Origin of the sequence: Parahaemophilus parainfluenzae, assembly GCF_001053575.1 — a bacterium.
GTDB classification, from domain to species: domain Bacteria; phylum Pseudomonadota; class Gammaproteobacteria; order Enterobacterales; family Pasteurellaceae; genus Haemophilus_D; species Haemophilus_D parainfluenzae_S.
Map to the genome: position 1 here is coordinate 1 of NZ_JVSL01000022.1, position 14042 is coordinate 14042.

Consider the following 14042-nt stretch of genomic DNA (forward strand, 5'->3'; position numbering starts at 1 on the left):
GCTGACGCTGAAGAGCTTGCGGCTTTCGCTGAAGAATCTGCCGCAGATGCTGATGAGCTTGCTGCGGTTGCAGAGCTATCTGCTGCTGAAGCTGAAGAGCTTGCTGCTGTTGCAGAAGAATCTGCCGCTGACGCTGATGAGCTTGCTGCAGTCGCTGAAGAATCTGCTGCTGAAGCTGAAGAGCTTGCGGCTTTCGCTGAAGAATCTGCCGCTGAAGCTGAAGAGCTTGCTGCAGTTGCTGAGCTATCTGCTGCTGAAGCTGAAGAGCTTGCGGCTTTCGCAGAAGAATCTGCCGCTGAAGCTGAAGAGCTTGCTGCAGTCGCTGAGCTATCTGCCGCTGACGCTGATGAGCTTGCGGCTTTCGCTGAAGAATCTGCCGCAGATGCTGAAGTACTTGCAGCTGTCGCTGAGCTATTTGCTGATGAAGCGGCACTTACCGCTGCTGAAGCTGCACTTTCAATTTTACTTAAGTTGCTGGTAACCACTTCCGCCGCTGATGTTGCCGCTGAAGCTGCTGTAGAGGCTAAAGAAACTGCATTACTTGCACTTGAAGCGGCTGTCTTGGCTGTTTCATTTGTTTGATCTAGCTGTGAAGTTACTGCATAAAGTTGTGAACCATTGATCGCTTCTGTTGAAGTCGCGGAAATATTTCCTGCTGCAACATTGATCAATTTACGCTCATCATCTACCGCACCTACGCTTACAAAGCTACCTGCGCCTGCAACGGTTCCTTTGAAGCCACTATAGGTTAAATTACCCACAGTTGCTTCAGTTACATTTGCAATAGGATGAGAACCTGTCGTAGTTGAATGATTACCTAAAACCACTGCTTCATCTAAACCTGCAGCGATATTTAAGTTATTACCCAATACGGTTGTACCGTTTGATGCAATAGTATTACCATGTCCAATAATCGTGTTATTTTTAACGCCATCTTTTACGTTATTTGCAACACCTACAGCAATAGTGTTTTGAGTATTATTACCCGCTGCAGAGAATTGTCCCACTACAGTCGCATTCACTGAATTTGCTTCTGCCACAGAATTAGCACCTAACACGGTTGCATTTACCGTACCTGTTCGAGCTGCACTATTAGAACCAACTACCACAGCATCTTCAGATGCTGCCGAAGCACCGTTACCCATAGCAATTGCATTATATGCTGTTGCGGTAGTTGTGGCTCGCATACCTGCTGTAATAGAAAACATACCTTGTGCACCAGCAGACGAACGAACTGAGCCGCCATTAGTTCTTAAACTTTCATCTGACACAGGTCGATCTATATCCTCTATTCCATCATTTACATGGAAATAAATATTAGCTGCTTGATTAGCTAACTCCAAAGCATTGTTTGCGGTAGTGTTTGCCGTTGTTGCGAGATTTCGAGCATAATTTGCCGTACCTTTCGCATCAGCTGCTGCACCGTCTGCTCTTTCTGCTTTAGCTTTAGCATCATCTGCTTTAGTTTTAGCATCATCTGCAACAGCTTTTGCTAGTGTTGCCGTACTTGCTGTTGAATTTACGACTGTAATCACGTTGTAAAGCTGTGAACCATTAATCGCATCCGTTGAAGTTGCGCTAATTGCACCTGCAGAAACATAATGAATTTGACGTTGGTTACCGCTATTACCTACGGCGACAACACCATACCCTTTTCCAGCACCATTATTACCAACTTCGACACCACCTGCGGTTACAGAAGGTAATGCATGTCTATTTTCTGTGACAGATCCTGCCCCTAAAGCAACATCTTGCGCATTTGTTGCCGTAGCACTTCCACCCAATGCAACACCACTCTTCGCAAGTGCTTTAGAGTCTCGACCTAAGGAAATTGCATTGTTAGCCGCATTCGCATTTAAACCTTGGGCAATACCGCTATCTTTACTAATCGCGTTATAGCCCATCGCAATCGCATAGCCACCTTTAGTTTGAGAGCCACTCACTACCGCTACAGAATAAATCCCCGAAGCATTTCCGCCAAGAGCCATTGCGCCTGTATCTGCGCTCGTTACAGCGTCCGCACCGAGAGCAACTGTGCCCATACCTTGAGCTTTAGCGTTCGTCCCCAAAGCGAGCGAACTTGTATTTGTCGCACAAGCAAATACCCCCATAGCAAATGCTGCGTTAGCAGAAGCATTAGCTCCTTTACCCATAGCTAATGCCTCATCACCAGAGGCTTTAGTTGAAAACCCCATCGCTAATGCCTCATTACCAGAGGCATTAGCTAATTTGCCCATTGCAACTGCTGCGCCACCAGAAGCATTAGTTGAATCACCCACTGCAACTGAACTTTCACCACTTGCAGTTGCTTGGTTACCCGCTGCAAGTGATTTTGTGCCGCTTGCGGTTGCTTGATTACCTAGCGCTGTACCATCAGTCGTTGCATTTGCTAAACGACCAAAAGCAGAACCCTGAGTTGATGCCGCAGAGTTTGTACCAACCGCAAGAGCATCTTGCCCATTAGCCCTAACAGTATGACCAATTGCAATGCCTTTTACTCCACCTGTAGCTATGGATGATGCCCCCAAAACAACAGCACCGGGGCCATCTGTCCAACTTCCACCACCAATTGCTATCGCTTGACCAGCAGTTCGAGTCACTGTGCCTTCAGGAATTGTAGCATATGCAATACCTGTTACATCTAAAAGCAGCAAAGATAATGCCGATAATTTAAAAATTTTGCCTAATGAGGACTTGCTCTCCCCGTCCGTGTCACATGATGCTTTAGCGACCCCTTTCGCTAACTCAGAAGTAACCACCAACGATTGTGTAGTACGATTCCAAATTACTTTAAAAATCTTGTTCATAAAAGATAAAGCTCCTCTGTTAAATCCTTCTATTCTATTCTATTTTATATAGTTGAATAAATAACCTGACCAAAAATAAACAGGTAATAAAACAACAGTTTATTATCCATTACAACTTTCAAAAAATCTAGAGTTTTCAAGTCTAATTTTTGTAAAGATATGTAAATAAATCAACCTAAAAAATAACCGCACTTTCTGTCACTAAAGTGCGGTCATCCTTGAAATAATTTTAATTCACGTTCATAATGAACAAACATTCATATTTTATAGGCTGAAGCCTTTTTACTTCAGCATTTTCTCATAAGGCTCGCATTATGTCCGATCAACAAACAGATACACAAACGTCCTCAAATAATAAATCTCAACAACGTAAAAAAGGGCTTTCCATTTTTATTCTTTTACTTCTTCTGATTGCAATCGGTTCTGCGACTTATTGGTTTTTCTTTATTAAAGGCTTTGAAGAAACCGAAGATGCCTATGTGAGCGGCAATCAGGTGATGGTCTCAGCACAGGTGGCGGGAAATATTGCGAAAATTAATGTCGATAATATGGATCCCGTACAAGCCGGTGACGTGTTATTAGAGCTGGATGATACCAATGCCAAATTAAGTTTTGAGCAAGCTAAAAGTAATTTAGCCAATGCCGTTCGCCAAATTTCTCAACTGAATTACACCATAAAACAATTAAAATCAGCCGTTCGTGCGAATGAAATCACCCTTGCTCAAGCACAAGGAAACTTGAATCGTCGCGTTCAATTAGTCAAAGATGGCGCAATCGATAAAGAATCGTTCCAACACGCCAAAGAAGCGGTTGAACTCGCCAAAGCAAACTTAATAACCTCACAAAACCAACTTGAGGCAAATCAAGCCTTATTGCTAGATGGTCCTTTAAGTGAACAGCCCCAAATTCAAAGTGCGGTCAGTAATTTGAAACAAGCTTGGTTGAATTTAGAACGGACAAAAATCCGCAGCCCAATTAAAGGCTATGTGGCTCGTCGCAATGCACAAGTAGGACAAGCGGTTTCTGTTGGTGGCGCATTAATGGCAGTAGTCACTACTGATCAAATGTGGTTAGATGCCAACTTTAAAGAAACACAATTAACCCATATGCGAATTGGTCAGCCCGTTAAAATTCACTTCGATCTCTACGGAAAAGATAAAACTTTTGATGGAAAAGTGGTAGGAATCGAAATGGGTACGGGCAGTGCATTCTCATTATTGCCAACCCAAAATGCGACCGGTAACTGGATCAAAGTGGTGCAACGTGTGCCTGTACGAATTCAATTGGATCCACAACAGCTGGCTGAAAATCCATTACGTATTGGTCTTTCTGCCACCGTGAAAGTGAATGTTAGTGATAGCCAAGGTGAAACCTTGCGTAACCAAGCGCCAGCTACAACACTTTATTCCACCAATGTGCTGCAATATGATGAAAGTGCGGTCAATAATTTGATCGAATCCATTATTCGCGACAATAGCTATTAGGTTTCACGATGTCGCAATCTCATTTTTCGCCGGTACAAGGCGGTGCACTGGTTATTCTCACGTTAGCGCTCTCGCTTGCGACTTTTATGCAGGTGTTGGATTCCACCATCGCTAACGTTGCTATTCCGACTATTGCAGGTGATTTAGGGGCTTCATCCAGCCAAGGCACATGGGTCATCACCTCGTTCGGTGTGGCCAATGCAATCTCAATTCCTATCACCGGCTGGCTAGCGAAACGTTTCGGCGAAGTGCGGTTATTTTTAATCTCAACCTTACTTTTCGTCCTTGCCTCTTGGCTTTGTGGCATTTCACATAGTTTGGAAATGTTGATTATTTGCCGTGTCATCCAAGGTGCAGTAGCCGGTCCAATCATTCCTCTTTCGCAAAGTTTATTACTCAATAACTATCCGCCTAAAAAACGAGGCATGGCGCTGGCTTTTTGGTCAATGACCGTGGTAGTCGCTCCTATTTTTGGGCCCATTTTAGGCGGCTGGATCAGCGATAACATTCATTGGGGTTGGATCTTTTTCATCAATGTTCCCATTGGATTGGCCGTCGTCTTAATGAGTTGGAAAATTCTAGGCGATAGAGAAAGCCAAATATCTCACCAACCTATTGATACCGTTGGGCTTGTTTTATTAGTTCTTGGCGTAGGCTGCTTGCAATTAATGCTGGACCAAGGAAGAGAGCAAGATTGGTTTAATTCAACGGAGATTATTGTTCTCACCGTGATTGCGGTTGTGTGTTTGATCGCACTCACTATTTGGGAACTGACGGATGACAATCCCGTTGTAGATATTTCACTTTTCAAATCACGCAACTTTAGCGTAGGCTGCCTTTCAACTAGTCTCGCTTTTTTAGTGTATTTGGGGTCTGTTGTACTTATCCCACTTCTACTCCAACAAGTTTATGGCTACACCGCGACTTGGGCTGGGCTCGCAGCCGCCCCAGTGGGATTATTCCCGATTTTACTTTCGCCAATCATCGGTAAATTAGGGCATAAAATTGATATGCGAATTTTAGTCACAATCAGCTTTATGGTTTATGCCCTGACCTTTTATTGGCGAGCTGTGACCTTTGAGCCTGGGATGACCTTTGCCGATGTTGCCTTGCCACAATTTGTGCAAGGTTTAGCGGTTGCTTGCTTCTTTATGCCGCTGACAACCATTACGCTCTCAGGTTTACCACCCGAAAAAATGGCTTCGGCATCGAGTTTATTTAATTTCCTTCGAACCCTTGCTGGTTCGGTAGGAACATCCCTCACAACATTTATGTGGTATAACCGTGAAGCTGTGCATCATACTCAACTCACGGAAGCGATTACTCCATATAATCCAATTTCCCAACAGTTCTTCCAGACGATGGCAAGTTTTGGTTTAAACGAACAACAAACGGCATCATATCTCGCGAAACAAATCACCGCTCAAGGCTTTATTATTGGCGCTAATGAGATCTTCTGGTTATCTGCGATAATTTTCTTAGCATTATTTGTTATCGTCTGGTTCGCCAAACCACCTTTTGGAAATCGCCATTAAAAATCTCAAAAAAATAACCGCACTTTGATGATGCTCAAAAGTGCGGTTGTTTTTTCTAGCCTTTTGCTAAGATGTCTTTCAGGAATCTCGCGGTATGTGAACCTTTGACTTTAGCGACGTCTTCCGGTGTGCCAGTTGCGATAATTTGACCACCGCCACTGCCCCCTTCAGGACCAAGATCCACAATCCAGTCTGCGGTTTTGATCACATCTAAGTTGTGTTCTATCACCACGATAGTATTGCCTTGATCGCGCAAGCGGTGTAACACTTCGAGAAGTTGTTTAATATCAGCAAAATGCAAGCCGGTTGTCGGTTCATCCAAAATATAAAGGGTTTTACCGGTATCACGTTTTGAAAGCTCTGTCGCTAACTTAACGCGTTGTGCCTCACCACCTGAAAGCGTGGTAGAAGACTGACCTAAACGAATGTAAGATAAGCCTACATCCATTAGGGTTTGCAATTTACGCGCAATCATTGGGATCGCATCAAAAAACTCACGCGCCTCTTCTACCGTCATATCTAATACTTGGTGAATAGTTTTACCTTTGTATCGGATCTCCAAGGTTTCACGGTTATAGCGTTTACCCTTACATTGATCACAAGGTACATACACATCCGGCAAGAAATGCATCTCAACTTTCAGCACTCCATCACCTTGGCATGCTTCACAACGACCACCGCGTACGTTAAAGCTAAAGCGTCCTGGATTATAACCACGCGCACGCGCTTCTGGCACGCCCGCAAATAATTCACGAATTGGGGTAAATAAGCCCGTGTAAGTCGCAGGGTTAGAACGCGGTGTACGGCCGATCGGACTTTGGTTAATATCGATCACTTTGTCAAAATATTCCAAGCCTTCAATGGATTTATAAGGCGCAAAATCCGTTTTTTCCGCTCGATTTAAGGCGTTTTGAGCCAATGGGAATAACGTATCATTAATTAGCGTTGATTTGCCTGAACCTGATACCCCCGTAATACAAGTAAATAAGCCCACTGGAATTTCTAAATTTACACCTTTCAGATTATTCCCTGTCGCCCCTTTTAATTTTAGAAGTTTGCTTTTATCAAGTGCGGTTCGTTTTTTTGGAATTTCGATTTTTTCTTCGCCCGATAAGAACTTACCCGTAATCGAATTTGGGTTCTCCATAATCTCTTTGGCTGTCCCCTGAGCAATCACTTGGCCACCATGCACACCCGCCCCAGGACCAATATCAATAATATGATCGGCTTCTCGAATGGCATCTTCATCATGTTCCACCACAATCACGGTGTTGCCCAAATTACGCAAATGAATCAGCGTATTTAACAGACGTTCATTATCGCGTTGATGCAAACCGATAGAAGGTTCATCCAACACATACATGACGCCCACTAAGCCCGCACCAATCTGACTCGCAAGACGAATACGTTGCGCTTCACCACCTGAAAGGGTTTCTGCTGAACGAGAAAGGGAAAGATAATTCAAACCCACATTCACTAAAAATTCTAACCGCTCTCTGATCTCTTTCAGGATTTTTTCTGCAATTTGCGCTTTTTGACCTGCTAAGGTGAGTCCTTGGAAAAACTCAAGACTTTCACCAATGCTTTTCTCTGAAATTTGTGGCAAGTTAATATTACCGATATACACGTTACGAGCTTCTGGACGAAGACGTGAACCACCACAATCAGCACAAGGGCGGTTGCTGATATTTTTCGCCAATTCTTCGCGTACAGACATGGATTCCGTTTCTTTGTAACGACGCGCCATATTATTCAAAATCCCTTCAAAAGGATGTTTGCGGATCACCACATCGCCACGGTCGTTCATGTATTGGAATTCAATTTCTTCCTTGCCTGAACCGTGCATCACAATATCTTTAATTTTTTGTGGCAAATCTTCGTATGGAGTTTCAATATCAAATTTATAATGTTTCGCCAACGAGGTAAGCATTTGATAGTAATAGAAATTACGACGATCCCAACCTTTCACCGCACCGCTTGCGAGGGAAATGCTTTCATTTTGCACCACACGGCTTTCATCGAAGAACTGCTGAACACCTAAGCCATCACAAGTTGGACACGCCCCTGCTGGGTTATTAAATGAAAATAAGCGAGGCTCTAATTCGGGTACAGAATAACCACAATGCGGACAAGCAAAATTCGCTGAGAAAACCAACTCTTCAGCTTTAGGATCATCCATATCAGCCACCACAGCCGTACCCCCTGAAAGCTCCAAAGCTGTCTCAAAAGATTCTGCTAAACGTGTGGCTAAATCTGACCGCACTTTAAAACGGTCCACCACCACTTCAATGGTATGCTTTTTCTGTAACGCAAGTTCAGGCGGATCAGATAAATCACAGATTTCACCATCAATTCTTGCACGAATATAACCTTGTGCCGCTAAACTATCTAACAACTTAACATGCTCACCTTTACGGTTTTTCACCACAGGCGCTAGCAACATCATTTTGCTTTCTTCTGGCAGACTTAAAACTTTATCCACCATTTGACTGATGGTTTGTGCCGTTAATGGCACATCATGATCAGGACAACGCGGCTCCCCTACGCGAGCAAACAGCAAACGCAGGTAATCATAAATTTCGGTGATCGTGCCCACGGTTGAACGCGGGTTATGAGAAGTGGATTTTTGCTCAATAGAAATCGCTGGTGACAAGCCCTCAATCGAATCCACATCAGGTTTTTCCATCAAAGAAAGGAACTGACGCGCGTAAGCAGAGAGCGATTCCACATAACGACGCTGCCCTTCCGCATAAAGCGTATCAAATGCTAAAGAAGATTTGCCCGAACCGGACAAGCCTGTAATCACAATTAATTTATCGCGCGGAATGGTTAAATTGATGTTTTTGAGGTTGTGGGTTCTAGCCCCACGAATGTCGATAGTATCCATAAAAAAAGCGATTGCCTTAAGAAAATAAATTCAAAAATTGCGACCATTATCGCATATTTCAATATCTGTGCAAATATCCAGTTAATTTTTATGGATCTTTTGTTTCTTTTAAGGCAAAATAGCCAAAATTTTTCACCTTATTTCTAAAATATAGAGGATTCTATGGCAGGTATTAATAAAGTAATCATCGTAGGTAATTTAGGTAATGACCCTGAAATCCGCACGATGCCAAATGGCGAAGCGGTAGCAAATATCAGTGTGGCAACAAGTGAAAGCTGGACAGATAAAAACACAGGCGAACGTCGCGAAGTGACAGAATGGCACCGTATCGTGTTATATCGTCGTTTAGCGGAAATTGCGGGGCAATACTTACGCAAAGGTTCACAAGTTTATGTTGAAGGTCGTTTAAAAACCCGCAAATGGCAAGATAACAATGGCCAAGATCGTTACACCACTGAAATTCAAGGTGATAACTTACAAATGTTAGGTGGTCGCAATCAAGAGATGGGCGGTTATGCACCGGCACAATCAGCACCACAACCAAGCTATCAATCTCGTCCAGCTCAATCTGCGCCAGCACCACAAGCTGAGCCACCAATGGACGCATTTGATGATAACATTCCATTCTAAGTTACATATAATTTAAAAAATAAAAAACAAAAGCGTTGTTCTATGTCACTAGAGCAACGCTTTTTCTATACATGCAAGCGGTCAGATTTTTATAAACTTTTACAAAAATTCACGAAAATTTAACCGCTCTTTTCCCCTAAAAAAGAACCTAGGCACCTAATTTGAGGTTCGGATTATTATTCAATTTCGTTATAACTAAAAATCAGCATATATAGTTAACAGTTCTTTCGGTTTTGCTATGTGGTTTGCTACATTTTTACCGTTTTATTTTCACTAGAGGTACAACTATGCAGCATCGCGATCTTTATCCCCACGAAATCTTACAAGATGTTATTGATAAAAGTTATGCTAAGTCGGAAGGACACCTAAAAACACTGGCTATTTTAAGCTTTTTAGGTGGCGGCTATGTGAGTTTTGGTTATATGGCCTATTTAAAAGTCGTGAGCGGTATTCCTCCAGAGTGGAGTGGACTATCAACATTACTTGGTGCAGCCGTGTTTCCTATTTGTTTGATTTGTATTCTAATCGGTGGTGGTGAATTAGCCACGGGAAATATGATGATGATGGCATTAGGCCGTTTAACCAAAAGAGTAAGCCTTAAAAAATTATTTCGTAACTGGATTGTCGTGAGTTTGGGCAACCTGCTCGGTGCGCTGTTTATGGCCTATTTCTTAGGGCATTATGTCGGTTTATCAGAAGGTGCTGCTGTCGCTAAAACCATCGCGATTGCCGAGGCTAAAGTGCAAATGGATTTTGGTCGTGCCTTTGTTTCAGCTATTGCCTGTAACTGGATGGTCTGCATGGGTATCTGGTTCTATTTCGGCGCCAAACAAACCTCCGGTCGTATCCTAGCCATATGGTTCCCAGTGATGATTTTTGTGCTTATCGGATTACAACACTTTGTCGCTAATATGTTTATTATTCCTGCCGGGATTTTTGCCGGTGCTAATGTGACTTGGAGCCAATTCTTCTTCAATATGATTCCTGTCTTTTTAGGCAATGTCACGGGTGGTGCAGCATTTGTCGGCGCATCTTATCTTTATGCCTATCGTCACTTATTAAAAGAAGATTATTGTATTTAGCAAACGAAAATCTGCCCGCACTTTATAATAAAAATCCCCTAAATGCTTATCTAGGGGATTTTTACTTTAAATAATGTGCTGTTATTTCAAACCTTTTTTAACCAAATCTTCATAACCACCATGGTTAGTAACATTGGTATAGCCTGCATTTTTCAGCTCAGTGAGTGCGGCTTCGGCACGGCGACCGCTACGGCAGTAAAGGTTGATCGGTGCATCTTTATCTGAGCCAATCGCTTTAACACCTTCAATGATTTTATCATGTGGAATATTCACCGCACCTTGTAAATGACCAGCATTAAACTCCTCAGCAGAACGCACATCAATCCAAACGCCCTTTGCTTTTTCTGGTTGTGCCATACTTTGTTTTGCTTGTGGCGTAACATCTGCATAAGCAACAAAAGAGGTAGTAATGGCAACCGCTGAAATTGCTGCTACTAGTAATTTTTTCATCATTCAATCTCCATTAAATAGAAATAATATATTTACCTAAATAAATTTAGGGGGTATGTAAAACTAATTGCCATCATACGCCTAAATATAAAGATAATAAACTGTAAATAAAGTAAAAATTAAGTAAAATTTAACCTCACTTAAAAATAAAAAGGCCATCTGAAATCTAACATTCAGATGGCCTTTTTAATTTATTCAATTATTTCTTCGCAGACTCTACTTCACCCACGGCTTTCTGAGATTTTTCATCCATTTCCACTTTAATATTGTGATCTACCACCACGTTCATATTAATAGTGATACCTTCCTTTGGTGTGTCCAATTGAATGGTCGGTGTGCAAGCTGTGAGTGTAAATATTGCCGCAAAAATAAAAAAGTGCGGTTGAAATTTAAGGTGTTTTATCATTTGTCTTTGTCTAATTGCTTATAAAGTTTATATTGCAGATTTTGTTCAAATTGCGAGCCGTAGTCAATCATATTCCACAATTCAAACATATTTTCTTGGTGCGTATAATTTAACGTTATCGGATTATGGGTTCGCTTGGTTGGATTAAACCCGCTAATACTTGCACGCAACGTCATTTGTCCTTTCGGATCGAGCGTCACCGCCGCATGGGAATTTTGCAGTTCCATTTCTTTTAATAAATCCACCAAAATATTCTCTGTCCAACCGCCTTTTTTCAGCCCTTTCACCATTTCATCCGTTAATTTAATGGACACATTCCCCACTTGTTCCAATGTGCCATTACAAATCAAACATTCCTTATGTCCGAGCCAAAATGGCAGGGTCGCATTCGCGCGGCCGGTTAAGGTTACTTGATTATATTGTGCCAAAGCTAACACTTGGGCTAAATCGATATTGGTAAAAGAAAGTGTCGCCATTTTACTTTGTGGGAAAGTGAGCTGAGGTACTGTCAATTCACCATCAAATAAGGAAAGTTTCACATTTTTTAAGATAAGTGGATTTGTCATGGTATTCGGATAGCGCCCGAATAAATCCAATTCCCCATTTGCAACAGAAAGTGCTCCATAGCGAATATTTTTAGTCGAAATATGAATGGGTTTGCCTGAAGCCACTTGTAATGCCTCGTTTTCATAATTCATTGGGAAGCGAATATTCAAGCCATACACTTCACCATCTGGCATGGTGATTTTACCGTTTTTTAGGTTCAGCTCTCCGCCCATTTTCACGCCATTGGTATTAATCACGAATTTGCTCTGTCCTTTGATGCTCCCTTCATGGATTAACCAATTCCATTTTTGTGGGAAGAGTGATTGGAATACTTTTGCGGATTGTTCTTTCCAGCTAATTTCGCCTGAAAGTACACTATTCTGATATATACCCCAAACATCTAAGGGCCCAAGAGAACCAGCCTTCAAATCACCTGCAAAATTGAAGTTACTGATACTCTTACCATCAATGCCTAAACCAAAAACAGGCGAAACAAAACGACCGACATAAGCCAGCTCAATCCAATCAGTTTTCGCTTGTAACAAGCCTCGAATATGTTCTTCTTCATAATCCCAGCGGAGTCGATCTTTAAGTTCCAATGAAAGTGGTGCCATTTTTACCTCTTTCATTTTGACTTCTTTGGAATGGGCAGAAAGTTGATTTAATTCAATATGATCGGCTTCCCAAAAGCCTTTCCCTTCCATTTTGACTGGCGTATTTAAGGATTTCCAGTTTGCACTTCCATTGATAATCCAATCCCAACGGTTTGTCGCTTGTTTTTCCACCGACTGTAACTTATGTTCTTCATCTCGGAAGTCAAACACGGTTTTAATACCGGCAATAAACTCGTGGGCGTTTCCGTCTAATTTTAAATTGAGATTTTCAAACTGCGGGGTTGTGCCATTCAACGTTGCTTGCAAACGCCCTTCTAAGCCATAACGACCGATAATAATGTCATCTAACGGTAAACGAACATGCAATTTGGTATCTGGTTGCACAGTATCCATTTTAAAGACAGAGCCCGGATAAAAGTACACCACGGGATGCGTAAAAATTCCGCCTAGATGATAAGTTAAATTGGTGAGAGCTACAGTCGAGTTATAACGTAAATCCCCGCGAGTTTTCAGCTCAAAATCCAATTCATTATTATCATCGCCACCACCGATTTCGCCATTTTTACCTGAAATCACGATCTCCCCTTTGCCCATTTCGCCAAAGGTTTGCAAGATCACGTTCATATCAATGCTTAATGGCAATAAGCCTTCTGCCGCACGGTGAATAGATAACCCAAGGAAACCTTTAATCGGTTGATAGCTGTCGAAGGTCCAATAAAATTTCCCCCATGAAATATCCAAACCGTCTTTGGTAAACACAAAAGGCACATCCAACAACGGTGAATTTGCTGTTAAATCTTGAACATTTAACTGACCATCCGCACCTTGCCATGACACTTTTGCCTCGCCTTTGGTTACAGCAAGTTCTGGGTTATTCCAATTGAATAAAACATTTCCTTGTTGAGGGAGTTGAGAAAGATCGGGCTCAAAATTTGCAGTGAACTGAAGATCATAGGTTTTATCGCCTGATTGTTTGATATCGGTATTGCCCGTCCATTGGAAGATCCCATCTCGCGGCGTGACCGTGGATTGATGATGCAGCTCAAGCCCGTCATTATTCGCTTGGGCTTCGAGTGCTAATTGGTTACCGTTATAGTTTGCATTTAACGCCCAATCAGCCGATAAGAAAGGCTGCAACGCGGCTTGTTTCAGTGCTTCGGTATTTGTTAATTGAAAGTGTTTAACTTTGACATCAGAAATAGGTAATGCTGCCCAAAGTGCGGTCAAATTTGGTGGTGTTTTTTCAGCGTTATCGCTTGGTAAATGAGTTAAACAATCATAATTCAAACTCGCCTTTTCAACATCAAGACTACGTTTATTCCACCAAGTGAGTTGCGTATTATCGAGGTTTACAAGGGTACATTGGTCTGTTTTCACTTTTAGCTCAGGTAGCGTTAAACCTGTCGCTTTCCATTGCCAGTCATCCGCTAATTCAATGTGATAATGCGGTGCTAAAAAATGATTTGCAAGTTGTTCCACACGTTTCGGGGTCGCAAAAACGCGCACTAAGCCAACGCTTACTACGATCAACAGCAACAAAATAATCAAAGCCCACAGGCAACGCTTTCGCATAGTTTCCCCAATTACACAGTTACAAATAG

At 42.3% G+C, this 14042-nt stretch carries 9 protein-coding genes; 4 read left to right on the forward strand and 5 right to left on the reverse strand.

From position 1 onward, the window contains the following. Positions 1 to 2807 (reverse strand): ESPR-type extended signal peptide-containing protein (locus tag AC979_RS04330; RefSeq protein WP_049373000.1); only part of this gene is annotated, 2807 nt, incomplete at its 3' end. A gap of 314 nt (positions 2808 to 3121) precedes the next feature. Here AC979_RS04330 and AC979_RS04335 point away from each other — a divergent pair. Both AC979_RS04335 and AC979_RS04340 read left to right on the forward strand, forming a co-directional pair. Then, the gene (locus AC979_RS04335) at positions 3122 to 4291 is read left to right on the forward strand and encodes an EmrA/EmrK family multidrug efflux transporter periplasmic adaptor subunit (RefSeq protein WP_049373001.1); all 1170 of its coding nucleotides are present in this window, start codon (positions 3122 to 3124) and stop codon (positions 4289 to 4291) included. 8 nt (positions 4292 to 4299) lie between these two features. Then, the gene (locus AC979_RS04340; RefSeq protein ID WP_049373002.1) at positions 4300 to 5826 is read left to right on the forward strand and encodes a DHA2 family efflux MFS transporter permease subunit; all 1527 of its coding nucleotides are present in this window, start codon (positions 4300 to 4302) and stop codon (positions 5824 to 5826) included. Positions 5827 to 5881: 55 nt separating this feature from the next. Here the strand turns inward: AC979_RS04340 and uvrA are convergent, their stop codons facing one another. Next, positions 5882 to 8713 (reverse strand): excinuclease ABC subunit UvrA, encoded by a 2832-nt coding sequence (gene uvrA / locus AC979_RS04345; protein WP_049373003.1) that lies wholly within the window; start codon positions 8711 to 8713, stop codon positions 5882 to 5884. 162 nt (positions 8714 to 8875) lie between these two features. Here uvrA and AC979_RS04350 point away from each other — a divergent pair, with 162 nt between their 5' ends. After that, positions 8876 to 9343 (forward strand): single-stranded DNA-binding protein, encoded by a 468-nt coding sequence (locus tag AC979_RS04350; RefSeq protein WP_005698907.1) that lies wholly within the window; start codon positions 8876 to 8878, stop codon positions 9341 to 9343. 287 nt (positions 9344 to 9630) lie between these two features. Next, positions 9631 to 10425: a formate/nitrite transporter family protein gene (locus AC979_RS04355; protein ID WP_049373005.1), complete on the forward strand. Its 795-nt coding sequence runs from the start codon at positions 9631 to 9633 to the stop codon at positions 10423 to 10425. Positions 10426 to 10506: 81 nt separating this feature from the next. On the opposite strand, the gene AC979_RS04360 is transcribed toward AC979_RS04355, so the two are convergent. The 3 genes from AC979_RS04360 to AC979_RS04370 all read right to left on the reverse strand — a co-directional run bounded on the left by AC979_RS04360 (position 10507) and on the right by AC979_RS04370 (position 14013). Further along, entirely contained in the window at positions 10507 to 10875 is a 369-nt protein-coding gene (locus AC979_RS04360) for a rhodanese-like domain-containing protein (RefSeq protein WP_049373111.1), read from the reverse strand. 199 nt (positions 10876 to 11074) lie between these two features. Beyond that, the gene (locus AC979_RS04365; RefSeq protein WP_049373007.1) at positions 11075 to 11281 is read right to left on the reverse strand and encodes a YnbE family lipoprotein; all 207 of its coding nucleotides are present in this window, start codon (positions 11279 to 11281) and stop codon (positions 11075 to 11077) included. After that, on the reverse strand, positions 11278 to 14013 hold the full coding sequence (locus AC979_RS04370) for a YdbH family protein (protein ID WP_049373009.1): 2736 nt from the start codon (positions 14011 to 14013) through the stop codon (positions 11278 to 11280). The genes AC979_RS04365 and AC979_RS04370 overlap by 4 nt, the downstream gene beginning before the upstream one ends. Between the last annotated feature and the right edge of the window lie 29 nt (positions 14014 to 14042).